This window comes from Chromobacterium sp. S0633 (assembly GCF_024158805.1).
Lineage (GTDB): Bacteria > Pseudomonadota > Gammaproteobacteria > Burkholderiales > Chromobacteriaceae > Chromobacterium.
The window spans coordinates 81,738-107,881 of sequence record NZ_JAMZGH010000005.1 but is presented as its reverse complement, the minus strand read 5'-3'; the positions used below and the strand labels follow the sequence as shown (position 1 = coordinate 107,881).

Genomic DNA, 26,144 nt, shown 5'->3' with positions numbered 1-26,144 from the left:
CAGTGCGTACGGGCCGGCATGGCTTGATAAGTCGAGAACAGGCTCTCAGTCCGACAATTCGTCGGCCAGCGTCTGCGCGGCGGCGAAATCGATGCCGCCCTCGTAGATGGCGCGGCCGGTGATCGCGCCTTCGACGCCCTCGTCCTTCACCGCGCACAAGGCGCGGATGTCGTCGAGATTGCTCAGGCCGCCGGAGGCGATCACCGGGATGGTCAGCGCCTGCGCCAGCTTGACGGTGGCGTCGATGTTGACACCGTTCATCATGCCGTCGCGGCCGATGTCGGTGTAGATCACCGAATTGACGCCGTAGTCCTGGAAGCGTTTGGCCAGATCGATCACCTTGTGGTTGGTGACCTTGGCCCAGCCGTCTATCGCCACCATGCCGTCCTTGGCGTCCAGGCCGACGATGACCTGGCCGGGGAAGGCGTCGCAGGCATCGTGCAGAAAGCCCGGCGTCTTGACCGCGGCGGTGCCGATAATCACGTAGGCCAGACCCATGTCCAGGTATTTCTCAATGGTGTCCAGATCACGGATGCCGCCGCCCAATTGCACGGGGATTTCATTGCCGACCTCGCCCAGAATGTCGCGGATCACCGCCAGATTCTTGGGCTTGCCGGCGAAAGCGCCGTTGAGGTCGACCAGATGCAGGCGGCGAGCGCCCTGATCGCGCCAATGGGCGGCGACTTGCACGGGGTCGTCGGAGAAAACGGTGGCATCGTCCATCACGCCCTGTTTCAGGCGTACGCATTGACCGTCTTTCAGGTCTATCGCGGGTATGAGCAGCATGGTGCTAAATCAAACGTGAGTTAAACACTGCCATCCCAGGCCAGGAAGTTCTTCATCATCTGAAGGCCGGCCCGGTGGCTCTTTTCGGTGTGGAACTGGCTTGCGAAGATGTTCCCACGACCGACAATACATGAAAACCGCTCAGGGTATTCACTTTCCGCCAGCGTCAGGCCCGCATCGGCCGGCGCAAAGTGGTAACTATGCACAAAATAGAAACGCTCGCCGTCGGCGATGCCGGCGAACAAGGGATGGACCCGCGTCTGGAACACCTGGTTCCAGCCCATGTGCGGCACTTTCAAACGCTCGCCCTCGGCGTCGCGCAGTCCGGCGGCAAAACGCGCCACCTTGCCGGGGAACAGGCCCAGGCCTTGAGTCGGCCCCTCCTCGCTTTCCTCGAACAATAGCTGCGCGCCGACGCAGATGCCAAAAAACGGCTTGTTCTTGGTGCTTTCCCTTATCGCCTCGGCCAGCCCGTGCTGGTTCAGCTCGCGCATGCAGTCCGGCATCGCGCCCTGTCCGGGGAAGATCACCTTGTCCGCCTTGAGCACGGCTTCCGGCTCGCTGGTGAGGAAGATGTCCGCGCCGATGTCGTTGACGGCCTGCGCCGACTTGAGCACCGAATGCAGATTGCCCATGCCGTAATCCACTACTGCAACTTTAATCGCCATCCTGCAAGCTCGCTTCGGGGTGTGGCGGCGCTCCGGCCAAATGCGTCCGGAGCCCTGAAAAAACGGCGTGACCGACTTATGCGGTCAGCGTGCCCTTGGTGGACGGCGTCTGTCCGGCCATGCGTTCGTCCGCCTCACAGGCCATGCGCAAGGCGCGGCCGAAGGCCTTGAAGATGGTCTCGGCCTGGTGATGGCTGTTGACGCCGCGCAGATTGTCTATGTGCAGCGTGACCATGCTGTGATTGACGAAGCCGTGGAAGAACTCGGAAAACAGGTCTACGTCGAACTGGCCGATGCTGGCACGGGTGTATTCGACCTGGTATACCAGGCCCGGACGGCCGGACAGGTCGATCACCACCCGGCTCAGCGCCTCGTCCAGCGGCACATAGGCGTGGCCGTAGCGGCGGATGCCCTTCTTGTCGCCTATCGCCTTGGCGAAGGCCTGGCCCAGGGTGATGCCGATGTCTTCCACCGTGTGATGGGCGTCGATATGCAGATCGCCGTGGGCGACCACGTCCAGATCGATCAGGCCGTGGCGGGCGATCTGGTCCATCATGTGGTCGAGAAAGGGCACGCCGGTTTCAAAGCGGCCTACGCCGGCGCCGTCCAGATTCAGGCTGACGGTGATCTGGGTTTCCAGGGTATTGCGGGTAACGGTTGCGGTTCTCATGGCTCAGGCGAAGTAAGCGTCCAGGGCCGCCAACATGGCGTCGTTTTCCTGCGGCGCGCCCACGGTCAGGCGCAGGCATCGCTCCAGCAAGGGGTGGCTGCCGTGCAGTTGCTTGATCAGGATGCCGCTGGCCTTGAAATGCTGGTACAAGGCCGGCGCGTCCGGCACCCGGATGGTGATGAAATTGGCTTCCGACGGGAAGGCTTCGATGGCGGCGTGGCGCGCCAGCCCGGCGGCCAGCCGGCCGCGTTCCTCGCACAGTTCCGCGGCCTGGCGGTTGAAGACATCGATATGGCGCAGCGAGAAGCGCGCGGCGGCCTGGGTCAGCACATTGACGTTGTACGGCGGGCGCACCTTGTCCAGTTCCCGGATCCAGTCGGCGGGGCCGGCGGCGTAACCCAGGCGGATGCCGGCCAGGCCCAGCTTGGACAGCGTGCGCATTACGATCAGATTGTCGCGCAGGCCGGCCAGATTCATGAAGCTGTCGCTGGCGAAAGCCTGATAGGCCTCGTCCACCACCACCAGGCCGGGCGCGGCCTCGCAGATCGCTTCCACCTCGACGCGGGCGAAGCGCGGGCCGGTCGGGTTGTTGGGGTAGGACACGAACACCACCGCCGGCTGATGCTCGGCGATGGCCGCCAGCGTCGCCGGCAGGTCCAGGCTGAAATCGGAACGCAGCGGCACGCCGACGTAGTCCAGGCCGGAGAACAGCGCGTTCATCTTGTACATCACGAAGGACGGCTCCAGCGCCAACAGCTTGGCGCCGGGACGGGCCAGCGCCTGCGCCACCAGGGTGATCAGCTCGTCGGAGCCGTTGCCCAGCAGCACTTCGGCCGGCTCCGGGATGGAAAACGCCTGCTTCAGCTGGGCTTTCAGCGTGCCGCCGGACGGGTCCGGATAACGGTTGACGGCGACGTCGGCCAGCGTCCGCGCCAGTTCCTGGCGCAGCTCGGCCGGCAGCGGCCACGGATTCTCCATGGCGTCCAGCTTGATGTAGCCGTCGGCGGAGGCTACCGGGTAGGCGCTGATGGCGGCGATCTCATCGCGCACCAGCTGTCGGACGGACTTTTTCATGACTTCGCAATCGGCCTGGCGGCCAACAAAAGCCCCGCGGGCGGAGCCGTGTTATCGGAAAAGACGAAAAGCTATAGTAGCGTGTTCATTCGCTTTCAGCTACTCGACCCAATTCGCCCGTTCCCGCAGCCGCGCCGGCAGCTCTATGCGGTCTCGCGCCAGGCCTTCGCGGCTGAAAACATAGCGGCCTTCCGACGGCGTCACCGGGAACAGGCTGGCCACCGGCTTGCCGTGGAACAACACTTGCTCGGCCAGCTTGGCCGCCTCGCGGCCCTGCTCGTAGCCGGACAGCACCAGGCCGCCGGCGGCCTTGTCCTTGCCCACGGCGAAATCCCAGAACGCGAACAGCGGCAGCTTGGCGTGGGCGGCGGTCCAACGCAGCACTTCATCGCCGGGCACCACCTTGCCGCCGGCGTCGCGCAGGGTGAAGTAAAGGCCGACCCAGACCGCCTGATAGCGGCCGGCGGCGCCCAGCACCCGCCGCTGCCAGTCCGCGTAGGAGCCGGTCAAGGCCAGGTCGACGTGGATATTGGCCAGCAGCATGGTGTCGCGGCCGACGAAGGTCTCATCGCGGATGATGCGCGAGGTGAGATCGTCGTCGAACAGCACCAGCGCGCTGCGCAGGCCTTTGACGGTTTTGCCCAATTCGAAGACGCTGCGCAGAATCAACGGCCGCTCCAGCACACCGCTGACGCCCGACGCCGCGCCCGGGAAGTAATTGCGCGGATTGTTGTTGATGCCCAGATAGATCACCGGGACGCCCCGCTGGGCCAGCTTGCTGCCCACTCTTTGCAAGGCGGCGTCGTCGCCGACGATGACGAGCTCAGGTTTTATTTTCGCCGCCATCGCCAGCGCCTCGTCGGCGCGCGCCTGATGCTGGGCCGGCGGCAGACGCTTGGTGTCCATCGCGTAATAGCTCAGCTGCGCGCGCTTGCCCAGGCGCTCCTGCAGGGCGCGGCGGTAATCCTGATCCCAGGGGTAGTCGCTGTGATAGCTCTCCACCACCAGCACCCGCGGTTGCGCCCCTGCCGCCGCGGACAAGAAAAAGGCCAGACAGAGTCCGGCCATGATGCGTTTCAGCCCAGCCATCGCCTTCTCCGGTTACCTATCCAGATTAAGCGATGAAGCGGCGTTTCGCCTCCAGCGGCGCTAGGCGTCCAGCCTCAGCTCCGCCGCGCGCGCATGCGCGCTCAGGCCTTCGCCGTGGGCCAGCAGGCTGGCGACCTGGCCCAGCGTCTGCGCGCCGGCCTGGGACACCCGGATCAGGCTGCTGCGCTTCTGGAAGTCGTACACGCCCAGCGGGCTGGCGAAACGCGCGGTGCGGCTGGTGGGCAGCACGTGGTTGGGGCCGGCGCAATAATCGCCCAGGCTCTCCGAAGTGAAACGGCCCATGAAGATGGCGCCGGCGTGACGGATCAACGGCAACAGCTCGTCCGGATGGGCCACCGACAATTCCAGATGCTCGGGCGCGATGTAGTTGGCGATCTCACAGGCTTGCGCCAGATCGCCGACCTGGATCAGCGCGCCACGATTGCCGAGGCTGGCCTCGATGATGGCGCGGCGCGGCATCTGCGGCAGCAGTCTGGCGATGCTGGCCTCAACCTGGGCGATATAGTCCGCCGACGGGCACAGCAGGATGGCCTGGGCGATTTCATCGTGCTCGGCCTGGCTGAACAAATCCATGGCCACCCAGTCCGGCGGGGTGTCGCCGTCGCAGATCACCAGGATTTCGGACGGGCCGGCCACCATGTCGATGCCCACCACGCCGAAGACCCGGCGCTTGGCCGCGGCGACGTAGGCGTTGCCCGGGCCGGTGATCTTGTCGACCTGGGGCACGGTCTCGGTGCCGTAGGCCAAGGCCGCCACCGCCTGGGCGCCGCCGCAGGTGAACACCTTGTCCACGCCGGCGATGTAGGCGGCGGCCAGCACCAGATCGTTGCGCTCGCCGTCCGGCGTCGGCACCACCATGATGATTTCGCCGACGCCGGCCACCTTGGCCGGCATCGCGTTCATCAACACCGAGCTGGGATAGGCGGCCTTGCCGCCCGGCACGTAGATGCCGACGCGGTCCAGCGGCGTCACCTGCTGGCCCAGCAAGGTGCCGTCCTCGTCCTGATAACTCCAGGAATGCGCCAGTTGCTTCTCGTGATAGCGGCGCACCCGTTCCGCGGCGGTGCTCAGCGCGTGGCGCACCGGATCGCTCAGCCGGTGGAAGGCGGCTTCCAGTTGCTCGCGCGACAGCGTCAGATCGGCCATCGAGACCGCGCGCATGCGGTCGAAGCGGTTGGTGTAGTCGATCACCGCGGCGTCGCCGCGCGCCTTGACATCGTCGCAGATGGCGGCGACGGCGGCGTCGACGGCCGGGTCCTGCGCGGTTTCAAAGGCCAGCAGCGCCTGCAGGCGGGCGGTGAAATCGGCTTGGGAAGAGGACAGTTTCAGCATGGAGCGGACCTCAGGCCGGCACGGCGCCGGCGAATGCGTCCAGCACCGGCTGGATCACGTCGTGTTTGAGCTTGAGCGCGGCCTGGTTGACCACCAGCCGCGAACTGATGTCGACGATGTGCTCGACCGCGACCAGATCGTTGGCGCGCAGCGTGCCGCCGGTGGAGACCAGGTCCACGATGGCGTCGGCCAGGCCGACCAGCGGCGCCAGCTCCATCGAACCGTAGAGCTTGATGATGTCCACATGCACGCCCTTGCGGGCGAAATGCTCGCGCGCGATCTGCGGATACTTGGTGGCGATCTTCAGGCGCGCGCCGCGGCGCACCGCGGCCTCGTAGTCGAAGCCGTTCTGCACCGCCACCATCATATTGCATTTGGCGATATTGAGATCCAGCGGCTGGTACAGGCCGGCGCCGCCGTGCTCGATCAGCACGTCGCGGCCGGCGATGCCCAGATCGGCGGCGCCGTACTGGACATAGGTCGGCACGTCGGACGCGCGCACGATCACCAGCCGCACGCCCGGATGGTTGGTGCCGATGATCAGTTTGCGCGAGGCTTCCGGGTCCTCCGCCGGCAAAATGCCGGCGGCGGCCAGCAGGGGCAGGGTCTCTTCAAAGATGCGCCCTTTGGACAGGGCAATAGTCAGCTTCATGATGTCTTGCGGCAAGGATGACGAAATCGAGGTTAAGGCGAAGCGGCGCGCGGATTCAGCCGACCAGCGCGCGGCGTTCGCGCTCCAGCAGGCCGACGTAGCGCTGGATCAGCGTCTCCATCGCCGGCGTCAGCCCCAGGTAGGAGCAACCGATGCGCACGGCCTCGTTGCCGTTGCGCAGCTTGGCGGCCAGCCGGTGACGGACTTCCAGCCCGATATGCAGCCCGCCCAGCGGTTTCAGATCCAGCGTGCAGCGCTGGTATTGCTGGCCGATGTCGAAGCCGGGCGTGGCCGGCTGCGGCAGCCACATGCTGACGCCGCCCAGGCTGACGTCGAACAAGGCCAGGTCGATGGGCTTGTGCGGGTAATCGGCCACATGGCACATCACCGGGCTGGCCGCCGGGGTCTGGATGCGGAAGAATTCGCGGCGCTGCAGCTTGATCACCTGCTCGGGCAGATCCGCCTGGAAGGCGGGCTGGCCCTCCCAGTCTATGCGGCGCACCTGGCCGGTGACGAACTGGGTCTTGACGCCCTCCGGCGAGCAGACGAAGACATTGCGCTCGCTGGCCAGCAGATGTTCATTGGTCTCCGGGTCCGCGCCCCAGTCGAACACCAGCGTGCCCGCCTTGTGGTCCACCTCCAGGAAACGAGTCAGGATGAAGGTTTTTCCCTTATTGGAAAACACCGTCACCATGTGGCCGTTCTTGGCGATGCCGGCCAGATGATGGGCGATCTCCACCGACGTGGACAGCGTGTATTTGGCGAGGTCCAACGATGGTTGCGAGCCGGATGTTGCGCCAGCGTTATGGTCGTTGCTCACTTTGATCCGACTTTCATGTCTGCGTCAGTTTCCGATACGCCAAGTTTAGCGTAACAACTGGCCAATATCATGAGCCAAGCTCGCCGACGGCGTGCCATAGGCCTCAAACACTCGCAAACGGCCCTGTTTATCCAACAGATAGGAGCCGGCGCTGTGGTCCACGCTATAGCCGCCGCCCGGCTGGCTCACCCGCTGGGCGACGACCTTGTATTGATTCTTGATCTGCTCGACCTCGCCGGCCGTGCCGGTCAGGCCGACGAAGCTTCGATTGAAATGCGGCACATAGCCGGCCAGCACCTGCGGCGTGTCGCGCTCCGGGTCTATGCTGACGAACAGCACCTGCACCTGGCTGGCCTGCTCGCCTAGCTGCTTCACCGCCGCCGCGTATTCCAGCATGGTGGTGGGGCAGACATCCGGGCAATGGGTGTAGCCGAAGAACAGCGCCACCACCTTGCCCTGGTATTGGGACAGGCTGCGGCGCTGGCCTTGGTGGTCGGTCAGCGTGAAATCGCCGCCTATCGACGCGCCGGCGACGTCGGTGCCTTTCAAATCCAGCTTGGGTTCATTCGGCGAGCACGCGGCCAGCCACAACGGCAGCAGCAGCCAGCCGGCGAGTTTTATCAATTTGCGCATCAGGAAACGGGTATCAGCCAGTAATGGTCTATCAGCAGGGCCGCGAATAGCCAGGTCAGATACCAGATCGACCAGGCGAAGGCGCGGCGGGCCAGAGCGTCAGCATACTGGCGATGCAGGCGCACGGCAAGGAAGAGCAGCCGCGCGTCCAGCGCCAGCGCCGCCAGCAGATAGAGCCAGCCGGCCGCGCCCATCGCCACCGGCAACAGGGTGATGGCCGACAACAGCAGCGAGTACAGCAAGATGGACAGCGTGGTGAAACGCTGGCCGTGGGTCACCGGCAGCATGGGCAGCCCGGCGCGGGCGTAATCGTCGCGGCGGTACAGCGCCAGCGCCCAGAAATGCGGCGGCGTCCAGGCGTAGATGATAAGGAACAGCACCAGCGCGAACGCGTGCACCTCCCCGGTCATCGCCGCCCAGCCCAGCACCGGCGGCATCGCGCCGCTGGCGCCGCCGATCACGATGTTCTGCGGCGTATTGGGCTTGAGCAGCAGGGTGTAGACGATGGCGTAGCCGACGAAGGTGGCCAGCGTCAGCCAGGCGGTCAAGGCGTTGACCAGGCCGGCCAGCAAGGCCATGCCGATGCCGCCGGCGGTCAGCGCGATGATCAGGGTCTCGGCCGCGCCGGCCTCGCCGCGGGCGGTGGCGCGCCAGGCGGTGCGGCGCATATTGGCGTCCACCGTGCGCTCCACCAGGCAATTGATCATCGCCGCCGCGCCGGCCACCAGCGCGATGCCGGCGGTGGCCGGCAACAGGCGCGCCGGATCCGGCCAGCCCGGCCCCGCCAGAAACATGCCGATCACCGCGCAGAATACGATCAGCCCCACCACCCGGGGCTTGGCCAGTTGCATCAAGGCGACCGCGTGCTGGCGCGCCTGCTGAAGCTCCGCTGCGTTCATGTTTTTTCCCCCTCAGGATGCGGCGCTCAAACCCATTCGCGATGGTTTTTGGAAAGACGGGGCAAAGGCCCGACCGGCCGCGCCTGCGCGGCGCGCGCCGGCCTCAGCCGCAGCGCCAGCAGGCTGCTGATCAGCAGCAGACAGGCGGCGCCGGCGTTGTGCAGCACCGCCACCGGCAAGGGCAGCGCCAGCAACACATTGGCGACGCCCAGCCCGATCTGCAGCGACAGCGCCGCCAGCAAGCAACACAGGTGGCCGCGCAGCGCCGGCAGCCGCCAGCCGGCGCGCGCCGCGCTCAGGCACAAGACGGTCACCAGGGCGGCGCCCAGCCGGTGCAGCCAATGCACCGCCACCAGATTGCCCACCGCCAGCGGGCTGCCGTCCGGCGCCTCGCCCAAGGCGCGGAACAGATGGAAAGCGTGTTCGAAGCGCATCTGCGGCCACCATTCGCCATTGCAGGCGGGAAAGCCCTGACAGGCCAGCGCGGCGTAGTTGGTGGACACCCAGCCGCCCAGGGCCAATTGCAAAGCCACCGCCAGCGCCAGAGCGCGCGCCAGCCAGCTCAACGACGCCGGCGCGTCCACCGGAGCGAGCCGCGGCGACAGCGCCAGCCAGGCCAGCAGCAGCAGCACCGACACGCCCCCGATAAGGTGCAGGGTGACGATGGCCGGCTTGAGCAGCAAGGTCACCGTCCACATGCCCAGCAAGCCCTGGAGCAGCACCACCGCCAACAGCGTCCCGGCGACGCGGCGGTGGCGTTTCCGCCGCCACGCCTGCCAGCCGATGGCGACGATCAGCGCGCCGAGCGCGCCGGCCAGATAGCGATGGCTCATTTCCTTCCAGGCCTTGCCCAGGCTGACCGGGCCGTCCGGGCTCTGGGCTTGCTGTTGCTGAATGCGTTCCGCGGCGTGATGCGGGGAGATCTGGCCGTAACAGCCCGGCCAGTCCGGACAGCCCAGCCCGGCGTCGGACAGGCGCACATAGGCGCCGAAAGGCACAACCACGCATGCCAGGATGAATGCCAGCCAGATCAGTCGCCTCATGCTGCTCTCCCCTTGTCGAGCGGCCAAGAAACTGCGGATGTCGCGGGGCCGCGCGGGCACCGCGGCTTAACAAGCTCAACCGATGCCGTTATTGGTTTTCAGCACGCGGCCTATTTCCTGAATCACTTTCTTGGGATCGGCGGCGTCGGGATAGAACAAGACCTGGTTGCCCAAGGGGTCCACCAGGTAGTAGCCGCCGCCGTCGACGTCCGTCTGCGCGGTTTGCACGATGTGGGTGGCGTCCACCTCCTCGTGCGCGGCGCTCTCCTGCCAGCCCAGCCGGGTCAGACGGCCGGCGGCCTCGCCCTGCGCGCGCTGGATCTGGCGCATCGCGAAAAAGCGCTGCTGGCAGCGTGTCTGGCAGCCCGGTTCTATCCTGGCCGCCAGCACCCATTTGCCGCGCGGCCATCCTTGCGCGCCGGTCAGCGCGAACGGCCGCGTCGGCAACAATTGGCCGTAGCTCTTGCCGCCCTGCGGCGGCATCAGCCGGTAAGCCGCCCAAGAGGCGAGCACCGGCGCCAGGCAGATGGTCGCCATCAGCAGCAGCTTGAGCCGGCCACGGCGCCGGGACGGCTCGGGGGACGCTTCATCGACGCGGCTCATGGGAACGTCTCCTCAGCGAATGCAAGGACAGCAGCAATAACAGGCCCAGCAGCAGCCACTGCGCCGCATAGGCGTAATGGCGCTCCGGCATGAATTCCGGCAGCACCGGCCAATGCCGCAGCGGGTCCGGCGAGTGCTCCAGCACCACCACGCCCTGATGCCAATGGCCGGGGTAGCGCTGGCGCAGCGCGGCCATGTCGATGGCGTCGACGCGGCCCTCCACGCCGGCCACCGCGCCGGGCAGCACGAAGTGGCGCGGCAGCGGCATCCAGTGTCCGCGCAAGGTCAGCGTTTTCGGATCGACGGCGGGCGGCGTCACGCCGTCGGCCAGCCAGCCCAGGTCCAACAGGGCCATCGCGCCGTCTTCCAGCCGCCAGGGCTGCAGCATGCGCCGGCCCTTGACCTCGCCCAGATAGCTGTTTTCCAGCAGCAAGGCCGGGCCGGCCGGCTGCGCGCCGGGCAGCGCCACCCGGCTGAATTCCGGCTGCGGGCGGGCCTCGCGATAAATCAGGCTGACCGGCGGCACGCCGATGGCGCTGGTCAGCGAGCGCAATAATTCGGACTTTTCCTGCGCGCGCTGCCATTGCCAGGCCGCCAAAAAGAAAGGCAGCACCGCCATGGCCAATAAACACAGCCAAACCAGCCGTTTGCCGCTAGACTTCAAAGCTGTAGATCGACGGCCCAATCGACCGGGGGATTCCGCAATGAAACTTGTCATTCTGTTCTTGCTCGCCTGCATCGTGCTTGCCCTGTTCTGGGGCCTGACCGGCCTGCTGAAGTCCGATCAAGGCTCTCAACGTCTGGTTCGCTCCCTCACTTTGCGCATCGGCCTGTCCATCGGCCTGTTCCTGCTCTTGCTGCTGGGCGCGCTGTTCGGCTGGTGGCGCCCTCATCAAGCTTAGCCGAGCCGGCCGCCCTCGTCCCGGCGCGGCCCCTGGCCTTTGGTCCGGCCGCGCGGTTCACAGCCAGTAGACGAAGACGAACAGCAACAGCCACACCACGTCGACGAAGTGCCAGTACCAGGCCGCCGCCTCGAAGGCGAAATGATGCTGGCCGTCGAAATGCCCGCGCATCACCCTCAGCCACACCACCGCCAGAATGATGGTGCCCAAGAGCACGTGCAGGCCGTGAAAACCGGTCAGCATGAAGAAAGTCATGCCGTAAGCGCCGGAGGCCAGGCTCAGATTCAACTCGCTCATCGCGTGGCCGTATTCGTACATCTGCAGGCAGAGGAACAAGCTGCCCAGCAACACGGTCAACAGCAGCCCCAGCTTCAATTGCGCGCGCCGGCCTTGCAGCAGCGCCCAATGCGCCCAGGTCACCATCGCGCCGGAACTCAGCAGGATCAGGGTATTCAGCGCCGGCAGGCCCCAGGCCCCCATCGCCTGATAGGGCTTGGTGATGCCCGGCCCGGTCAGCAGCGGCCAGGACGGCTCGAAATCCGGGTACAAGATTTTGTAGTCCATCTCGCCCAAGGTCGGCACCGACACCACCCGCACCCAGTACAAGGCGCCGAAGAAGGCGCCGAAGAACATCACCTCGGAGAAGATGAACCAGCCCATGCCCCAGCGGAAGGACATGTCTTCCTTGCCCTGGTAGTCGCCGTGCCGGCTTTCGCGGATCACATCGCCGAACCAGCCGAACAACATATAGATCAGTATCAGCGCGCCCACGCCCAGCGACAGCTTGCCCAGCGGCTGGCCGTTGACGGCGAAAGCCGCGCCCAAGCCCAGGCAGAACAGCGCCACCGCGCCCACCGCCGGCCAGCGCGATGGCTGCGGCACAAAGTAATGCGTCTGTTCCCGCTCGTTCGCTGTCGTCATTGCGTTCTCCCTGCACACCGATTAGGACGTGGCCAGCCGCACCACCAATAGCAACACGCCGATAAAAGTCGCCGCCAGCAGCAGCGCGGTCAGTATCAGCTGCAGCGGCGAGAGCTTGCTGTCCTCGCGCGCGTCCGCCTTGCGGCGCACGCCGAAAAAGGCGGACAACACCGCCAACACGCCTTGCCATGCCCTCATGAGCCCGCTCCCGCATTGCCCGGCACGTCAAACACGGTATAGGCCAGCGTGATGCTGTCTATTGAGGCCGGCAAGCGCTTGTCGACGACGAACACCACCGGAAAGCGTCTGGTTTCGCCGGGCGCGAAGGCCTGCTGGCGGAAGCAGAAGCACTCCAGCTTCTTGACGTACTCGCCGGCGGCGGCGGGCAGATAGCGCGGAATCGCCTGCCCCACCACCCGCTGACCGCTGGCGTTGGTGATTTCGTACTCCACTTGCACGAACTGGCCGGGCTTCACCTTGAGCCGGGTCTGCAAGGGCCGCACCTGCCACGGCAGGCCGGCCTGCACCGTGGCGTCGAAAGTCATGTCCACCTCGTGCGCCGCCGCGCCGCCGCTTGTCGCCGTGTCGTCCAGGCTGTCCGCCTTGACCACGTCGTTGAGGCCGGTGACTTCGCACACCACCTTGTACAGCGGGATCAGCCCCCAGGCGAAAACGAACATCAGCAAGGCCACCACCGCCAGTTTCTTCATCAGCTGGCGGTTGCTGCGACCCTGCTTGGCGGCGGCTTCCATCGCATCGTCCTCAGTGGTGCTCGCCGCCGGTGCTGGACACCACCACGCCGTTTTCGATCACCTCCAGCTGCGGCGCTTCGGCGAAGCTGTGATAGGGCGCCGGGGTGGGAATCGCCCACTCCAGCGTATTGGCGCCCTCCCACGGATGCTGCGGCGCGGGCTTGCCGTGGCGCAGCGAGCGCAGGATGTTGTAGAGGAAGATCAACTGCCCCAGACCGAACATGAAGGCGCCGATGCTGGCCAGCTGGTTGAATTCGGTGAATTGCAGCGCGTAGTCGGGAATCCGCCGCGGCATGCCGGCGAGGCCGAGGAAGTGCATGGGGAAGAAGGTGACGTTGAACCACAGCAAGGACCACCAGAAATGCAGCTTGCCCAGGCCCTCGTGGTACATCTTGCCCGTCATCTTGGGAAACCAGTAATAGATGGCGGAGAACAGGCTGAACAGCGCCCCGGCCACCAGCACGTAATGGAAATGGGCGACCACGTAGTAGCTGGCGTGCAGCTGGATGTCCACCGCCGCCACGCTGAGGGTGACGCCGGACAGGCCGCCTATGGTGAACAGCAGGATGAAGCCGATGGCGAACAGCATGGGCGTTTCAAACGTCATGCTGCCCTCCCACATGGTGGCCACCCAGTTGAACACTTTGACCCCGGTGGGCACCGCGATCAGCATGGTCGCGTACATGAAGAACAGCTGGGCGGTGGCCGGCATGCCGGTGGCGAACATATGGTGCGCCCACACCATGAAGGACAGGATGCCGATGCTGGAGGTGGCGTAAACCATGGAGGCGTAGCCGAACAAGGGCTTGCGGGCGAAGGTGGGAATCACCTGGCTGACGATGCCGAAGGCCGGCAGCGCCATGATGTAGACCTCGGGATGGCCGAAGAACCAGAACACGTGCTGATACAGGATGGGGTCGCCGCCGCCGGCGGCGTTGAAGAAATGGGTGCCGAAGTGACGGTCGGTCAACACCATGGTGACCACGCCGGCCAGGACCGGCATCACCGCGATGATCAGGTAGGCGGTGATCAGCGAGGCCCAGGCGAACATCGGCATCTTCATCATGGTCATGCCCGGCGCGCGCAGATTGAGGATGGTGACGATGATGTTGATCGACCCCATGATGGAGCTGACGCCCATGATGTGGATGGCGAAGATGGTCATGTCCATGCCCATGCCCATCTGGGTGGACAAGGGCGCGTACAGCGTCCAGCCGGCCGCCGCCGCGCCGCCGGGCACGATGAAGGACAGCAGGAGCAGCAGCGCCGCCGGCGGCAGCAGCCAGAAGCTCCAGTTGTTCATCCGGGCGAAAGCCATGTCCGGCGCGCCTATCATCAGCGGCAGCATCCAGTTGGCCAGGCCGGTGAAGGCCGGCATGATGGCGCCGAACACCATGATCAGGCCGTGCAGGGTGGTGAACTGATTGAACAGCTCCGGCTGAAAGAACTGCAGGCCGGGCTGGAACAGTTCGGCGCGGATGCACAGCGCCATCACCCCGCCGGACAGAAACATGATGAAGGAGAACCACAGATACATCGAACCGATGTCCTTGTGGTTGGTGGCCGCCAGCCAGCGCATGATGCCGCGCGGGCGCTCGTGATGCCCCGGCGCGTGCCCGGCATGGCCGGCGTCATCGACAATTGCCATATCGCTCTCCTTGCATGGGTTCGCCGCCGCTCCCGGCCTCAGCCGGTGGCGCCGCGGGCCGCCTTGATCTCTTTGGGCTGCACCAATTCGCCGGTGTGGTTGCCCCAGGCGTTGCGCTCATAGGTGATCACCGCGGCGATATCGGTATCGGACAGCTGCTTGCCCCAGGCTTGCATCGCCGGGTTTTTCTGACTGCCGAACAAGACGATGTGGATGTGCGCCGGCTTGTCGGCGATGGCTATCTTGGAACCGTCCAGCGCCGGGAAGGCGCCGGGCAGGCCCTTGCCGTTGGCCTGATGACAGGCGACGCAGTTCTGGGCGTAGACCTTTTCGCCGCGGGCTTTCAGATCGGCCAGCGTCCACACCTTGTTGGGATCGTCCGCCGCCGCGGCCATTTGCTTTTTCTTGGCTTCCAGCCACTTGGCGTAGTCGTCCGGCGTCTTGGCCTCCACCACGATGGGCATGTAGCCGTGGTCCTTGCCGCACAACTCGGAGCACTGGCCGCGATAGGTGCCGGGCTTGTCTATGCGAAACCAGCTGTCGCGCAGAAAGCCGGGAACCGCGTCCTGCTTGACGCCCAGCTGCGGGACCCACCAGGAGTGGATCACGTCGTTGGCGGTCAGCAGCAGCCGCACTTTCTTGCCGGTGGGCACCACCAGCGGCTCGTCCACTTCCAGCAGGTAATTGACCGGTTTGGCCGCGGCGTTGGCGATGGCCTCGCGCGGCGTGGACAAATGGCTCATGAAGCCGAAATTATCGTCCAGATAATCGTAACGCCACTTCCATTGATAGCCGGTGACCTTGACCGTCATGTCCTCGCCGCGCGTGCTCTTCTGCGACAACACCGCCTTGGTGGCCGGCCAGGCCATGCCGATCAGGATCAGCAGCGGAATCACCGTCCAGATGATTTCCACCGTGGTGTTTTCATGGAAGTGCTTGGCCTGATGGCCGGCGGCTTTGCGGTGGCGGACGATGGCGTACATCATCACCAGGAACACCAGCGCGAAGATGACGCAGGTGATCACCAGCAACATGGTGTGCAGGTCGTATTGCTGGCGGGCAATGGGAGTGACGGGGGCTTGCAGATTCAACTCGGCCGCTGACGCGCAGGATATCGGCAGCCAACAGCAAAGGACGCGCATACAGGACATGGAGCCCCCCTAGAAATCCTCAACTGACATGAAATGGTGCTGACTGGTCCGGTCTATTCCCATGACCGGTTAATGGCATGCTAGAAAAAAAGGTCAAGGAAAACAAGAAAATGTCTTGCGGCAACGCAATAAAATATTACGGATGGGAATCGCGGCGCGCGTCGTTCCGCGCCCGGCGGCTCAGTTGGATTCGCCGGCCAGGTGCGGCACTTCCAGCAATAGCGGCGCCGGCATGTGTCTTTGCAGGGTTTCCAGGTTCTGCTCGTAGGCCTGTTGCTGCGGCACCACTCGATTGGCCACCCAGCCGGCCAGCGGCAGGCCGGCGTCCAGCACCGCGCGCGCGGTCAGCAAGGCGTGGTTGATGCAGCCCAGCCGCATGCCCACCACCAGAATCACCGGCAGTTGCAAGGCCTTGGCCATATCGGCCATGAACAGCCGGTCGGACAGCGGGGCCATCCAGCCGCCCGCCGCCTCCACCACCACCACGTCGGCGCAGGCGGCCAATTGCTGGTAATGGTCGACGATCACGTCCAGCCGGATGTCCACGCCGGCCTCGCTCGCGGCGATATGCGGCGACACCGGCGGCAGGAATCGATAGGGGTTCATCAGTTCCAGATCGGACTGGCCGGTGGCGGCGGTCAGCCGCGCCACGTCGTCGTTCCACCAGCTGCCGTCGGCCAGCAGTTCGCAGCCGGAAGCCACCGGCTTCATCGCCAGCACGCGCTTGCCTTCGGCCTGCCATTGGCGGATCAATTGCACGGCGACGTGGGTCTTGCCGATTTCGGTATCGGTGCCGGTGATGAAGAAGGCTGCGGACATGGGCGCTTTCCGTAATGGGGAAGGAGAGAGCTGGCAGTCTAGCGCCGGCCCGTCCGCGCGTAAAACGCAAAAACCCCGGCTCCGCCGCGCAACGACGCCGACCTCATGGGTCGGCTGTCCGCCGCGCGGCCTTGTGAGCCGGGGCAAAAAGGGTCGGCCTTGTGGGCCTGATGGACTTCACACTCGATAAAGTGAACTCCCTGGGCCGGACGGTCTAACGCTGACTGCACGCCGACAAGGACGGGATGGAAAACCTTGTCGACGACGCGCCGCGCTGGCCGCCTCGGCCGGAAAACCTCATACCAGCGCTTGTGCGTTCAGCTTTTGCTCCTGGTTCATCAATTTGTTCAAGGCCGACAGATAAGCCTTGGCCGAGGACACGATGATGTCGGTGTCCGCGCCCAGGCCGCTGACGATGCGGCCGTCTCGCGCCAGGCGCACCGTCACTTCGCCTTGGGATTCGGTGCCCTTGGTGATGGCGTTCACCGAGTACAGTTCCAGTTCCGCGCCGCTGGCGGCCACGCTTTCAATCGCCTTGAAGGCGGCGTCCACCGGACCGGAGCCGCTGGATTGGGCGCGGCGCTCTTCGCCGTGCGCCAGGAAGACGATGGAGGCCACCGGCGCTTCGCCGGTTTCGGTGGCGATCTTCAAGGACACCAGTTTGTAATCCTCTTCGCGGACGGTGCTGAACTCGTCCGACACCAGCGCGTGCAGGTCCTCGTCGAAAATCTCGCGCTTGCGGTCCGCCAGCTCCTTGAAACGGGCGAAGGCGGCGTTCAGCGCTTCTTCGCTGTCCAGCACGATGCCCAGCTCGATCAGCTTGGTCTTGAAGGCGTTGCGGCCGGACAATTTGCCCAGGGTCAGACGGTTGGTGCTCCAGCCCACCGATTCGGCGGACATGATCTCGTAGGTTTCGCGGTGCTTGAGCACGCCGTCCTGATGAATGCCGGACTCGTGGGCGAAGGCGTTGGCGCCGACGATGGCCTTGTTGGGCTGCACCGGATAGCCGGTCACCGTGGACACCAGCTTGGAGGCCGGCACGATCTGGGTGGCGTCGATGCCGGTTTCCAGCGCGAACACGTCCTTGCGGGTGCGCACCGCCATCACCACTTCCTCCAGGCTGGCGTTGCCGGCTCGCTCGCCCAGGCCGTTGATGGTGCATTCCACCTGGCGCGCGCCGCCCAGCACCGCGGCCAGGCTGTTGGCCACCGCCATGCCCAGATCGTTGTGACAGTGGGCGGACCAGACCACTTTGTCGCCGCCCGGCGTCTTGGCGATCAATTCGCGGAAGAAAGCCTCGGTGATGAAGGGCACCGCGTAACCGACGGTGTCCGGCACGTTCAGCGTGGTGGCGCCGGCCTTGATCACTTCGCCGAAAATGCGCGCCAGGAAGTTGATGTCCGAGCGCAGCGCGTCTTCGGCGGAGAACTCCACGTCGTCGGTGTATTCGCGGGCGATTTTCACCGCCGCCACCGCCGCCGCCACCACTTCGTCCGGGCTCATGCGCAGCTTCTTCTCCATATGGATGGGGCTGGTGGCGATGAAAGTATGGATGCGGCCGCGCGCCGCCGGCTTGATCGCTTCGCCCGCGGCGCGGACGTCGCGCTCGTTGGCGCGGGCCAGACTACAGACGGTGGAGTCCTTGATCACCTCGGCGATGGCGCGGATGGCGTCGGCGTCGCCCGGGCTCGCCGCGGCGAAACCGGCTTCGATGATGTCCACGCCCAGACGCTCCAGCTGGCGGGCAATCCGGATCTTTTCTTCCTTGGTCATCGATGCGCCCGGCGATTGCTCGCCGTCGCGCAAGGTGGTGTCGAATATATAAAGACGATTGCCCATCTGGCTGTTTCTCCCTGGTCCCTGCATTGCAATTTCCGCGCCTGTCCCGACGCCGATCAGATAATCGTTGAAATCGAAGCGTTTACCCTGGCTGGCCGCCATCACCGCCAGCTTGTTGAGCTGGGCCAATGGCAGGCTGCCGCGTTCTCTCCATTTGTATATCGCCGCCCGAGTCACCGGCTCATCGGCGAACAAGCGATTCAGATCCTCAGCCAGCTGTCCCGGCCCGCCGAAGTCCGCAATCAAGCGTTCAATGTCCAATTGCATCATGTGCTCCCGCAGCAAATTTTGATCCAGCCTACCGGCAAGCAAGACATAAAGTCAAATCTGCATGCTGAAAACTGTGATTAAAACGTTACACCGGATGTCCAAACCAAAAATATCGGACATTATGTCTATTTTTGCTTGGCAATTGCCTAAGCTTTAAGCAAAGCGCAAGCGATCAGACGCCGACAGATCGGTTATACTCTTGGGTTTAGTCAGATTGATCGAGGACAAACCAGTGTCCGAACGCCTGTTCGTGCTGTTGCAACATCTGATGCCCAAGCTGGCCATGACCCGATTGGCGGGCCGCATCGCCAACTGGGAAGGCGGCAGCCTGACGCAATGGATCATCCGCCGCTTCATCGCCCGCTATCAGGTGGACATGAATGAAGCCGCCGCCAGCGATCCCTCCGCCTACGCCAGCTTCAACGCCTTCTTCACCCGCGCCCTGCGCGCCGACGCGCGCCCGCTCTCGAGCGAACGGCTGGCGTGCCCGGTGGACGGCGCCATCAGCCAGTTCGGCCGTATCGAACAGGGGCAGATTTTCCAGGCCAAGGGCCGCAGCTACTCCGCCCAGGCGCTGCTGGCCGGCGACGCCGAATCGGCGCGCCGTTTCGACGACGGCCATTTCGCCACCATCTACCTGAGCCCGCGCGACTACCATCGCATCCACATGCCTTGCGACGGCCGCCTGCTGCGGATGAGCTATGTTCCGGGCGAGCTGTATTCGGTGAACCCGGCCACCGCCCGCGGCGTGGACCGCTTGTTCGCGCGCAATGAACGCGTGGTCTGCCTGTTCGAGGGACAGGACGGCCGGCCCTTCGCGCTGGTGCTGGTGGGCGCCACCATCGTCGGCAGCATGGCCACCGTCTGGCACGGCGTGGTCAATCCGCCGCGGCCGGGCCAGATCCGGCACTGGGACTACCGCGACCAGGACATCCGTCTGGCCAAGGGCGAGGAGATGGGCCGCTTCTTACTGGGCTCCACCGTGGTCTTGCTGTTCCCGCAAGGCCCGCTGAGCTTCAACCCCGCCTGGCAAGCCGCCGGCGCGGTGCGCATGGGCGAGGCGATGGCCGACTGAAGGCTCTCGCTCCAAACGCAACGGCGCCCAGGGCGCCGTTTTTCATGGGCCGGCCTTGCGTCCGCGCCGTCCAAACGCAAAAAAGCCGGGAAATCTCCCGGCTTTGCTTAATGCGGCAGCCCTCGGACTCAGTTCTTGGACTGGTCCACCAGCTTGTTCTTGGCGATCCACGGCATCATCGCGCGCAGCTCGGCGCCCACTTTCTCGATCGGGTGATCAGCGGTCAGACGACGACGCGCGGTCATGCTCGGATAGTTGGTCTTGCCTTCCAGGATGAACATCTTCGCGTATTCGCCGGACTGGATGCGGTACAGCGCCTTCTTCATCGCGTCCTTGGTGGCGGAGGTCACCACTTCCGGGCCGGTCACGTACTCGCCGTACTCCGCGTTGTTGGAGATCGAGTAGTTCATATTGGCGATGCCGCCTTCGTACATCAGGTCGACGATCAGCTTCAGCTCGTGCAGACACTCGAAGTAAGCCATTTCCGGCGCGTAGCCCGCTTCCACCAGGGTTTCGAAACCGGCCTTGACCAGCTCCACCGCGCCGCCGCACAGCACGGCCTGCTCGCCGAACAGATCGGTCTCGGTTTCCTCGCGGAAATTGGTCTCGATCACACCGCCCTTGGTGCCGCCGTTGGCCGCCGCGTAGGACAGGGCCACGTCGCGCGCCTTGCCGGACTTGTCCTGATAGACCGCGATCAGGGTCGGCACGCCGCCGCCCTTCAGGTATTCGGAGCGCACGGTGTGGCCCGGGCCTTTCGGCGCCACCATGATCACGTCGACGTCGGCCGGCGGCACGATCTGGTTGTAATGGATGTTGAAGCCGTGGGCGAAGGCCAGCGCCGCGCCCTTCTTCAGATTGGGCGCGATGTCCTTGCCGTAGACGTCCGGCTGCGATTCGTCCGGCAGCAGAATCATCACCACGTCGGCCTTCTTCACCGCCTCGGCCACTTCCTTGACCTTGTGGCCGGCCGCTTCCGCCTTCTTCCAGGAAGCGCCGTCCTTGCGCAGGCCCACCACGACGTCCACGCCGGAGTCTTTCAGGTTCTGCGCATGGGCATGGCCCTGGGAACCGTAGCCGATGATGGCGACTTTCTTGCCCTTGATGATGGAGAGGTCAGCGTCTTTGTCGTAGAAAACTTTCATTTGCAATCCTTGATTTCGTTTGTTTAGGCGGCCCGGCCCTTGGCCGGCGCCCGCCTGCTTCAGATTTTCAGAACCCGCTCACCCCGACCAATGCCGGATGCGCCGGTACGGACCGTTTCCAGGATCACTGTGCGGTCCACCGCCTCGATGAAGGCGCCGAGCTTTTCGCTCGTACCGGTCAGCTCGATGGTGTAAGTCTTTTCCGTCACGTCGATGATGCGTCCGCGGAAGATGTCGGCCATGCGCTTCATCTCCTCGCGGTCCTTGCCGGTGGCGCGGACCTTGATCAACATCAGCTCGCGCTCGATGTGCTCGGATTCATTGAGGTCTATCACCTTGACCACCTCGATCAGCTTGTTGAGCTGCTTGGTGATCTGCTCGATGACTTCGTCGGAACCGTGAGTGACGATAGTCATGCGCGACAGCGTCGGGTCCTCGGTCGTGGACACTGTCAGCGAATCGATGTTGTAGGCACGGGCCGAAAACAGGCCCACCACGCGGGACAATGCGCCCGCTTCGTTTTCCAGAAGAATGGATAGGATATGTCGCATACCGGCTGGCCTCAACACATATTGCCGTAGTCACGGTTGTTCTCGAAGGGCACGTTCTGCACCTCGCTCATGTGCTCGGGCAGGTCCATCTGGTCCAGGCCCTTGCCGTTTTGCACCATCGGGAACACGTTCTCGGACTGGTCGGTACGGAAATCCAGGAACACCAGCCGCTCCTTCAGCTTCTGGCTGAACGCCTCCTTCAATACCGGCTCCACGTCGGCGGGGTCTTCCACCTTGAAGCCGATATGGCCGTAAGCCTCGGCGATTTTGACGAAGTCCGGCAAGGCGTCCATATAGGATTCGGAATAGCGCGTGCCGTAGAAGAACTGCTGCCACTGACGCACCATGCCCAGGTAGCGGTTGTTCAAGGCCAGCACCTTCACCGGGGTGTGGTACTGCTTGCAGGTGGACAGTTCCTGGATGTTCATCTGGATCGAGCCCTCGCCGGTGATGCAGGCGACGGTGGCGTCCGGATTGGCCAGTTGCGCGCCCATCGCCGCAGGCAGGCCGAAGCCCATGGTGCCGAGTCCGCCGGAGTTCAGCCACTGCTTGGGATTGTCGAACTTGTAGTACTGCGCCGCCCACATCTGGTGCTGGCCCACGTCGGATGTGACGATGGCCTTGCCGCCGGTAATTTCGTACAGCTTCTCCACCACGTACTGAGGCTTGATCAGCTCCGTGGACGGGGTGTACAGCAAACAGTTGTGGCCGCGCCATTCCTTAATCTGCTTCCACCAGCCGGCCAGGGCTTGAGCGTCCGGCTTCTGGCCGGATTGCTTCAGCAGGTCCAGCATGTCTTTCAGCACATGCTTGACGTCGCCGACGATGGGGATGTCCGCCTTCACCCGCTTGGAGATGGAGGACGGATCCACGTCGATGTGGATGATCTTCTTCGGCTGGCTGAGGAAGTGCGAGGGCACGCTGATCACGCGGTCGTCGAAACGCGCGCCTATGGCCACCAGCACATCGCAGTACTGCATCGCCATATTGGCTTCATAAGTGCCGTGCATGCCCAGCATGCCGAGGAACTGCGGATCGGAACCCGGATAGGCGCCCAGGCCCATCAGGGTGTTGGTACACGGCAAGCCCAGCGATTTGACCAGCTCGGTCACTTCGCCGGCGGCATTGCCCTGCACCGCGCCGCCGCCCACGTAAATAAAGGGGCGCTTGGCTTCCAACAGCAGGTTCACCGCTTTCTTGATCTGCCCCGGGTGGCCGCGGGTAGCCGGCACGTAGGAGCGGATATGCACGCTTTCCGGGTATTGGAATTCCGTGCGCTGCTGGGTGATGTCCTTGGGGATGTCAACCACCACCGGACCGGGACGACCGGTCTTGGCGATGTAGAACGCCTTTTTGATGGTGGCGGCTATTTCATTGACGTCCTTGACCAGGAAGTTGTGCTTCACGCACGGGCGGGTGATGCCCACCATGTCCACTTCCTGGAAGGCATCCAGGCCGATGGCCGGAGACGGCACCTGGCCGGACAGCACCACCATGGGGATGGAGTCCATATAGGCGGTGGCAATGCCGGTCACGGCATTGGTCGCGCCGGGGCCGGAGGTGACCAGGGCCACGCCCACCTTGTCGCTGGAACGGGAGTAGGCATCGGCGGCATGCACCGCCGCCTGCTCATGCCTGACCAGCACATGTTTGAATTTGTCCTGCCGGAAAATGGCATCGTAGATTTCCAGCACCGCGCCGCCGGGGTAGCCGAAAACGAATTCGACACCTTCTTCCTGCAGGCAGCGGACAACCGCTTCCGCGCCCGATATCTGCATATCGCCTCTTGTCTTTGCGTTAGTTTCATCCCGTATCGGACGACCTTAGCGTATTGCTTTGAAACCGGTCAAGTGCTTTTGTGCAGGTGCAATATGCGTCTAAGCCTCGGTAAATTCAGGAAAAAAATCAGGCTTGGCCGAATCGGCGGCGCTCTGCTACCATCTTCTGTTGGCATCAACTCAAACTCTCATCCGATGGCTAGCCGCGAGGAAATGGCCGACTTCCTGGAGTCGGCGGAGAAACGCGCTTTCAAGCAGGCGTGGTATGCGGTCCAGAACGAAGACAGCGCATTGGATATCGTGCAGGACTCGATGATGAAACTGGCGGATCGCTATCCGCACGCCCCGGCGGCGGAACTGCCGCTGATCTTCCAGCGCATCCTGCAAAACACCATCCGCGATTTCTACCGCCGCAGCAAGGCGCGCCGTTTCGTCAGCACGCTGCTGTCTTCGCTGATCCCCGCCCGCGAGGAGGAGGACGGCCCGGACCCGCTGGAAGTGCTGGACGTGGCCGCTGACGAGGCGCACAGCAACCCCGAGCTGTGGTGCGCGCGCAAGGAAACCGCCGTGTTGATCGAGACCTCGCTGCAGTTGCTGCCCGCCCGTCAACGCGAGGCCTTTTTGCTGCGTTATTGGGAGGGTCTGGATGTCGCCGCCACCGCGCGCGTGATGGGCTGCTCGGAAGGCAGCGTGAAAACGCATTGCTCGCGCGCCAATCACACGCTGGCCGCCATCCTCGCGCAAAAGGGAGTGACGCTATGAAACCTTCCAATCCCCTGCCCGGCCATGTGTCCCGCGTGCTGGACCACGCCAGCGACGATCTCGACCCCGCGCTGGAACGCAAGCTGCGTCAGGCGCGCGAACGCGCGCTGAGCCGCTTCGACACCCATTCCCCCGGCGCCGCGCCCCCGCGCGAGCGGCTGGGCCTGTGGGCTCAACGCCATGTGTTGTCGCTCCGCCGCGGCGGCCTGGCCTTGGGCTTCGCGCTGTTGACCGGCGCCGGCATGATGCTGGCCGAAGACCTGCTGCTGGAGGAAGAAGCGGTGGACGCCGCGCTGCTGGCGCAGGATCTGCCCTTCGAAGCCTTGCTGGAACCGCATTTCAGCCGAGGCCTGCATGAATAGCGGCCGCCGCCTGCTGCTTGCCCTGTGCCTGAGCGGGCTGCTGACGCCGGCGGTCAAGGCCAGCCCGCCGGCCAACCCCAGCTGGGCGCAGTTGAGCGCGGAACAGCAACAGGTGCTGGCGCCGCTGGCCACGGAATGGGACCGCTACGCGCCGTATAAAAAGCAGAATCTGCTGGCCATCGTGCCGTCCTTCCAACAGCTGCCGGAGGCCCAACGCCAGCGCGTGCAACAGAAGCTGAAAGCCTGGTCCGAACTGAGTCAGCAGCAGCGCGACGAAATCCGCGCCAACTGGAAAGCCTTGCAGCAGATGCCGCCCGAACAACGCCGGCAGGCCATCCAGCGCCTGCAACAACAACATAAAGCCCAAGATGCCTCCCGCTGACGCCCCCGCCCTGACTCCTCCGACACTGAAACGCAGCCTGGCCAGCCTGTTCTACGAATTGCTGCTGGTCGCCGCGCTCTTGCTCACCGTCACCGCGGCGCTGACCCCGTTGCAAACGCTGATCGGCCAGGGGCCGCTGTTCAAGGCCCTGCTGAAAGGCGTGCTCGCCGTTGCGCTGTTCGGCTACTTCGGCTATTGCTGGGTGCGCAGCGGCCAGACCGTGGCGATGAAGACCTGGCGCATCAAGCTGGTCAACGCCCGCGGCGGCGGCATTGTCTGGAAGCAGGCGGCGGCGCGCTACCTGATCGGCCTGACCTTGTTCGTCGGCATGCCGGCGGTGTCCTACCTCGGCTGGGCCAATGCCTACGGCCACCAGCCGCAGGCGCTGTGGCTGGCGCTGAGCTGGTGCCTGGTGCCCTTCCTGGCCAAGTTCTACGACCGCGACAAACTCTTCCTGCACGACAGACTGGCCGGCACCCGGCAGATCGTGCTGCCCAAGCCGCCGCATCCGGGCAAGAAGCGGCGCGGCGAGCCCACGCCGGGCTGACTAAGCCCGCGCCAGCAAAGGCTCCGTCTCGGCGAACTCCGCCAGAACGTCCAGCAAGACCCGCACCCGCGCCGGCGGATAACGCCGTTGCGGCCATACCGCGTACACCGGCTGCGCCGGCATTTCCCAGCCGGCCAAGACCTGCCGCAAGCCGCCTTCCGCCAACTGACGGTGGCACAGGCTATGGGGACAGACGGCAATGCCGACGCCGGCCTCGGCCAAGCGGCGCGGCAGCAGCATATCGTTGACCCGCAGCCGCGGCGGCGGTAACTCCCATTCCGCGCCGTCGTCCCGGCGCCGTAAATGCCAGCGCTCGAACGGCTCCGCCACCAGCAAGGCGTGACGCTCCAGCGCCTCCGGCGTCCGCGGCTCGCCTTGCGCCGCCAGATAGGCCGGCGCGGCCACCAGCAAAGTGCGCACCCAGCCCAGCCGCCTTTGGTTCAAGCTGGAGTCCGGCTGCTCCCCTACCCGCAAGGCCAGGTCCGCCATGCCGCTGAGCAGGTCGTCGATGGCGTTGTTCAGATGCAGCTCCAAGCGCAAGTCAGGATAGTCTCTGAGCATCCGCCGCCACACCGGCACCAGGACGTCGTTGCCCAGGCTCAGCGGCGACAGCACCCGCAGCACGCCCTTGACCTGGTGCAGCGAATCGGCCAGCGACGCGGCGGTCTGGCTCAGCGATTGCAGCAAAGGCCGGCATTGCTCGTAGTACTGCCCGCCTTCCGCCGTCAGCTCCATCCGCCGCGCGCTGCGGTGCAGCAGGCGACAGCCCAACTCCCGCTCCAGCGCCTGCAAGCGCCGCGACAGGGTGGCGGTGGGCACGCCCAGCCGCCGAGCGGCGGCATTCAGGCTGCCGGCGTCGACAATGCTCACGAATAACTGCAGATCATCCAGCATGATTTCATTTTTGGAATTTGAATTCGATATTTTAAGTCTATTTACATAAATGATTT

General features: G+C 64.6%; 30 protein-coding genes. 6 read left to right on the top strand and 24 right to left on the bottom strand.

The genetic code is table 11. From position 1 onward, the window contains the following. Positions 1-45: 45 nt before the first annotated feature. The 13 genes from hisA to NK214_RS05290 all read right to left on the bottom strand — a co-directional run bounded on the left by hisA (position 46) and on the right by NK214_RS05290 (position 10,903). The gene (gene hisA, locus NK214_RS05350; protein ID WP_107800984.1) at positions 46-786 is read right to left on the bottom strand and encodes a 1-(5-phosphoribosyl)-5-[(5-phosphoribosylamino)methylideneamino]imidazole-4-carboxamide isomerase; all 741 of its coding nucleotides are present in this window, start codon (positions 784-786) and stop codon (positions 46-48) included. Between the two features lie 20 nt (positions 787-806). Beyond that, positions 807-1,448: an imidazole glycerol phosphate synthase subunit HisH gene (hisH, locus tag NK214_RS05345; RefSeq protein WP_227108620.1), complete on the bottom strand. Its 642-nt coding sequence runs from the start codon at positions 1,446-1,448 to the stop codon at positions 807-809. Between the two features lie 82 nt (positions 1,449-1,530). After that, positions 1,531-2,124: an imidazoleglycerol-phosphate dehydratase HisB gene (gene hisB / locus NK214_RS05340; protein ID WP_107800985.1), complete on the bottom strand. Its 594-nt coding sequence runs from the start codon at positions 2,122-2,124 to the stop codon at positions 1,531-1,533. A gap of 3 nt (positions 2,125-2,127) precedes the next feature. Next, the gene (gene hisC, locus NK214_RS05335) at positions 2,128-3,198 is read right to left on the bottom strand and encodes a histidinol-phosphate transaminase (protein WP_253313904.1); all 1,071 of its coding nucleotides are present in this window, start codon (positions 3,196-3,198) and stop codon (positions 2,128-2,130) included. Positions 3,199-3,297: 99 nt separating this feature from the next. Beyond that, the gene (locus tag NK214_RS05330; RefSeq protein WP_235085897.1) at positions 3,298-4,287 is read right to left on the bottom strand and encodes an ABC transporter substrate-binding protein; all 990 of its coding nucleotides are present in this window, start codon (positions 4,285-4,287) and stop codon (positions 3,298-3,300) included. A 60-nt stretch (positions 4,288-4,347) separates the two neighbouring features. Further along, a complete protein-coding gene (gene hisD, locus NK214_RS05325) occupies positions 4,348-5,640 on the bottom strand; it encodes a histidinol dehydrogenase (protein ID WP_107800988.1) in 1,293 nt (430 codons plus the stop codon). Between the two features lie 10 nt (positions 5,641-5,650). After that, complete coding sequence (gene hisG, locus NK214_RS05320; RefSeq protein WP_107800989.1) at positions 5,651-6,292, bottom strand: ATP phosphoribosyltransferase; 642 nt, start codon at positions 6,290-6,292, stop codon at positions 5,651-5,653. A 55-nt stretch (positions 6,293-6,347) separates the two neighbouring features. Further along, the gene (locus tag NK214_RS05315; RefSeq protein ID WP_227105543.1) at positions 6,348-7,064 is read right to left on the bottom strand and encodes a flagellar brake protein; all 717 of its coding nucleotides are present in this window, start codon (positions 7,062-7,064) and stop codon (positions 6,348-6,350) included. A 93-nt stretch (positions 7,065-7,157) separates the two neighbouring features. Continuing rightward, positions 7,158-7,745 (bottom strand): SCO family protein, encoded by a 588-nt coding sequence (locus tag NK214_RS05310; protein ID WP_227105544.1) that lies wholly within the window; start codon positions 7,743-7,745, stop codon positions 7,158-7,160. Next, complete coding sequence (locus tag NK214_RS05305) at positions 7,745-8,644, bottom strand: heme o synthase (protein WP_019102802.1); 900 nt, start codon at positions 8,642-8,644, stop codon at positions 7,745-7,747. Before NK214_RS05305 ends, NK214_RS05310 begins: the two co-directional genes overlap by 1 nt. A 26-nt stretch (positions 8,645-8,670) precedes the next feature. Then, a complete protein-coding gene (locus NK214_RS05300; RefSeq protein WP_107802037.1) occupies positions 8,671-9,687 on the bottom strand; it encodes a heme A synthase in 1,017 nt (338 codons plus the stop codon). Between the two features lie 75 nt (positions 9,688-9,762). Then, positions 9,763-10,290 (bottom strand): hypothetical protein, encoded by a 528-nt coding sequence (locus NK214_RS05295; RefSeq protein ID WP_253313903.1) that lies wholly within the window; start codon positions 10,288-10,290, stop codon positions 9,763-9,765. After that, positions 10,274-10,903, bottom strand: a complete 630-nt coding sequence (locus NK214_RS05290) for an SURF1 family protein (protein WP_253313902.1) — start codon at positions 10,901-10,903, stop codon at positions 10,274-10,276. The genes NK214_RS05295 and NK214_RS05290 overlap by 17 nt, the downstream gene beginning before the upstream one ends. Before the next feature lie 91 nt (positions 10,904-10,994). On the opposite strand from NK214_RS05290, the gene NK214_RS05285 reads away from it, so the two are divergent. Continuing rightward, positions 10,995-11,192, top strand: coding sequence for a DUF2909 family protein (locus tag NK214_RS05285; protein WP_019102806.1), 198 nt, complete (start codon positions 10,995-10,997; stop codon positions 11,190-11,192). A gap of 57 nt (positions 11,193-11,249) precedes the next feature. Here the strand turns inward: NK214_RS05285 and NK214_RS05280 are convergent, their stop codons facing one another. From NK214_RS05280 to NK214_RS05250, 7 genes are all read right to left on the bottom strand, one after another. Next, entirely contained in the window at positions 11,250-12,113 is an 864-nt protein-coding gene (locus tag NK214_RS05280) for a cytochrome c oxidase subunit 3 (RefSeq protein ID WP_227105548.1), read from the bottom strand. A gap of 21 nt (positions 12,114-12,134) precedes the next feature. After that, positions 12,135-12,311, bottom strand: coding sequence for a DUF2970 domain-containing protein (locus NK214_RS05275; RefSeq protein WP_081544914.1), 177 nt, complete (start codon positions 12,309-12,311; stop codon positions 12,135-12,137). After that, positions 12,308-12,865: a cytochrome c oxidase assembly protein gene (locus NK214_RS05270; protein ID WP_253313901.1), complete on the bottom strand. Its 558-nt coding sequence runs from the start codon at positions 12,863-12,865 to the stop codon at positions 12,308-12,310. Before NK214_RS05270 ends, NK214_RS05275 begins: the two co-directional genes overlap by 4 nt. Before the next feature lie 10 nt (positions 12,866-12,875). Continuing rightward, positions 12,876-14,513 (bottom strand): cytochrome c oxidase subunit I, encoded by a 1,638-nt coding sequence (gene ctaD / locus NK214_RS05265; RefSeq protein ID WP_107800996.1) that lies wholly within the window; start codon positions 14,511-14,513, stop codon positions 12,876-12,878. A gap of 38 nt (positions 14,514-14,551) precedes the next feature. Next, on the bottom strand, positions 14,552-15,604 hold the full coding sequence (gene coxB / locus NK214_RS05260; RefSeq protein WP_253313900.1) for a cytochrome c oxidase subunit II: 1,053 nt from the start codon (positions 15,602-15,604) through the stop codon (positions 14,552-14,554). Between the two features lie 240 nt (positions 15,605-15,844). Beyond that, on the bottom strand, positions 15,845-16,483 hold the full coding sequence (bioD, locus tag NK214_RS05255) for a dethiobiotin synthase (RefSeq protein WP_107800998.1): 639 nt from the start codon (positions 16,481-16,483) through the stop codon (positions 15,845-15,847). Between the two features lie 297 nt (positions 16,484-16,780). Continuing rightward, positions 16,781-18,589: a 2-isopropylmalate synthase gene (locus tag NK214_RS05250; protein ID WP_107802039.1), complete on the bottom strand. Its 1,809-nt coding sequence runs from the start codon at positions 18,587-18,589 to the stop codon at positions 16,781-16,783. A 235-nt stretch (positions 18,590-18,824) separates the two neighbouring features. Between NK214_RS05250 and asd the strand changes: the two genes are divergently transcribed. Beyond that, complete coding sequence (gene asd / locus NK214_RS05245; protein ID WP_227105566.1) at positions 18,825-19,667, top strand: archaetidylserine decarboxylase; 843 nt, start codon at positions 18,825-18,827, stop codon at positions 19,665-19,667. Between the two features lie 128 nt (positions 19,668-19,795). On the opposite strand, the gene ilvC is transcribed toward asd, so the two are convergent. Genes ilvC through ilvB form a run of 3 tightly spaced genes read right to left on the bottom strand, consistent with a single transcriptional unit; the run spans position 19,796 to position 23,141 of the window. Next, entirely contained in the window at positions 19,796-20,812 is a 1,017-nt protein-coding gene (gene ilvC, locus NK214_RS05240) for a ketol-acid reductoisomerase (RefSeq protein ID WP_048407995.1), read from the bottom strand. 59 nt (positions 20,813-20,871) lie between these two features. After that, a complete protein-coding gene (ilvN, locus tag NK214_RS05235; RefSeq protein WP_019101853.1) occupies positions 20,872-21,363 on the bottom strand; it encodes an acetolactate synthase small subunit in 492 nt (163 codons plus the stop codon). An 11-nt stretch (positions 21,364-21,374) separates the two neighbouring features. Continuing rightward, positions 21,375-23,141, bottom strand: a complete 1,767-nt coding sequence (gene ilvB, locus NK214_RS05230) for a biosynthetic-type acetolactate synthase large subunit (protein WP_253313899.1) — start codon at positions 23,139-23,141, stop codon at positions 21,375-21,377. A gap of 195 nt (positions 23,142-23,336) precedes the next feature. Between ilvB and NK214_RS05225 the strand changes: the two genes are divergently transcribed. Genes NK214_RS05225 through NK214_RS05210 form a run of 4 tightly spaced genes read left to right on the top strand, consistent with a single transcriptional unit; the run spans position 23,337 to position 25,194 of the window. Next, positions 23,337-23,903 carry an RNA polymerase sigma factor gene (locus tag NK214_RS05225; RefSeq protein ID WP_253313898.1) on the top strand — a complete coding sequence of 189 codons (567 nt, stop codon included), beginning with the start codon at positions 23,337-23,339 and terminating at the stop codon, positions 23,901-23,903. Beyond that, the gene (locus tag NK214_RS05220; RefSeq protein ID WP_253313897.1) at positions 23,900-24,265 is read left to right on the top strand and encodes a DUF3619 family protein; all 366 of its coding nucleotides are present in this window, start codon (positions 23,900-23,902) and stop codon (positions 24,263-24,265) included. Before NK214_RS05225 ends, NK214_RS05220 begins: the two co-directional genes overlap by 4 nt. Beyond that, a complete protein-coding gene (locus NK214_RS05215) occupies positions 24,258-24,647 on the top strand; it encodes a DUF3106 domain-containing protein (protein ID WP_253313896.1) in 390 nt (129 codons plus the stop codon). Before NK214_RS05220 ends, NK214_RS05215 begins: the two co-directional genes overlap by 8 nt. Beyond that, positions 24,634-25,194: an RDD family protein gene (locus NK214_RS05210; protein ID WP_235085876.1), complete on the top strand. Its 561-nt coding sequence runs from the start codon at positions 24,634-24,636 to the stop codon at positions 25,192-25,194. Before NK214_RS05215 ends, NK214_RS05210 begins: the two co-directional genes overlap by 14 nt. Here the strand turns inward: NK214_RS05210 and NK214_RS05205 are convergent, their stop codons facing one another. Next, the gene (locus NK214_RS05205) at positions 25,195-26,088 is read right to left on the bottom strand and encodes a LysR family transcriptional regulator (protein WP_235085874.1); all 894 of its coding nucleotides are present in this window, start codon (positions 26,086-26,088) and stop codon (positions 25,195-25,197) included. Positions 26,089-26,144 lie beyond the last annotated feature (56 nt).

Bases quoted from the DNA above. Each gene is read 5' to 3' on its own strand.
- NK214_RS05210 (WP_235085876.1), top strand. From the start codon at position 24,634: ATGCCTCCCGCTGACGCCCCCGCCCTGACTCCTCCGACACTGAAACGC.
- NK214_RS05270 (WP_253313901.1), bottom strand. From the start codon at position 12,865: ATGGAAGCCGCCGCCAAGCAGGGTCGCAGCAACCGCCAGCTGATGAAG.
- ilvB (WP_253313899.1), bottom strand. From the start codon at position 23,141: ATGCAGATATCGGGCGCGGAAGCGGTTGTCCGCTGCCTGCAGGAAGAA.
- ctaD (WP_107800996.1), bottom strand. From the start codon at position 14,513: ATGGCAATTGTCGATGACGCCGGCCATGCCGGGCACGCGCCGGGGCAT.
- NK214_RS05305 (WP_019102802.1), bottom strand. From the start codon at position 8,644: ATGAACGCAGCGGAGCTTCAGCAGGCGCGCCAGCACGCGGTCGCCTTG.
- ilvN (WP_019101853.1), bottom strand. From the start codon at position 21,363: ATGCGACATATCCTATCCATTCTTCTGGAAAACGAAGCGGGCGCATTG.
- NK214_RS05285 (WP_019102806.1), top strand. From the start codon at position 10,995: ATGAAACTTGTCATTCTGTTCTTGCTCGCCTGCATCGTGCTTGCCCTG.
- NK214_RS05295 (WP_253313903.1), bottom strand. From the start codon at position 10,290: ATGAGCCGCGTCGATGAAGCGTCCCCCGAGCCGTCCCGGCGCCGTGGC.
- NK214_RS05275 (WP_081544914.1), bottom strand. From the start codon at position 12,311: ATGAGGGCATGGCAAGGCGTGTTGGCGGTGTTGTCCGCCTTTTTCGGC.
- NK214_RS05280 (WP_227105548.1), bottom strand. From the start codon at position 12,113: ATGACGACAGCGAACGAGCGGGAACAGACGCATTACTTTGTGCCGCAG.
- bioD (WP_107800998.1), bottom strand. From the start codon at position 16,483: ATGTCCGCAGCCTTCTTCATCACCGGCACCGATACCGAAATCGGCAAG.
- hisB (WP_107800985.1), bottom strand. From the start codon at position 2,124: ATGAGAACCGCAACCGTTACCCGCAATACCCTGGAAACCCAGATCACC.
- NK214_RS05205 (WP_235085874.1), bottom strand. From the start codon at position 26,088: ATGCTGGATGATCTGCAGTTATTCGTGAGCATTGTCGACGCCGGCAGC.
- NK214_RS05310 (WP_227105544.1), bottom strand. From the start codon at position 7,745: ATGCGCAAATTGATAAAACTCGCCGGCTGGCTGCTGCTGCCGTTGTGG.
- hisA (WP_107800984.1), bottom strand. From the start codon at position 786: ATGCTGCTCATACCCGCGATAGACCTGAAAGACGGTCAATGCGTACGC.
- NK214_RS05250 (WP_107802039.1), bottom strand. From the start codon at position 18,589: ATGCAATTGGACATTGAACGCTTGATTGCGGACTTCGGCGGGCCGGGA.
- NK214_RS05300 (WP_107802037.1), bottom strand. From the start codon at position 9,687: ATGAGGCGACTGATCTGGCTGGCATTCATCCTGGCATGCGTGGTTGTG.
- NK214_RS05330 (WP_235085897.1), bottom strand. From the start codon at position 4,287: ATGGCTGGGCTGAAACGCATCATGGCCGGACTCTGTCTGGCCTTTTTC.
- NK214_RS05225 (WP_253313898.1), top strand. From the start codon at position 23,337: ATGGCTAGCCGCGAGGAAATGGCCGACTTCCTGGAGTCGGCGGAGAAA.
- hisG (WP_107800989.1), bottom strand. From the start codon at position 6,292: ATGAAGCTGACTATTGCCCTGTCCAAAGGGCGCATCTTTGAAGAGACC.
- hisD (WP_107800988.1), bottom strand. From the start codon at position 5,640: ATGCTGAAACTGTCCTCTTCCCAAGCCGATTTCACCGCCCGCCTGCAG.
- ilvC (WP_048407995.1), bottom strand. From the start codon at position 20,812: ATGAAAGTTTTCTACGACAAAGACGCTGACCTCTCCATCATCAAGGGC.
- NK214_RS05215 (WP_253313896.1), top strand. From the start codon at position 24,258: ATGAATAGCGGCCGCCGCCTGCTGCTTGCCCTGTGCCTGAGCGGGCTG.
- NK214_RS05220 (WP_253313897.1), top strand. From the start codon at position 23,900: ATGAAACCTTCCAATCCCCTGCCCGGCCATGTGTCCCGCGTGCTGGAC.
- hisC (WP_253313904.1), bottom strand. From the start codon at position 3,198: ATGAAAAAGTCCGTCCGACAGCTGGTGCGCGATGAGATCGCCGCCATC.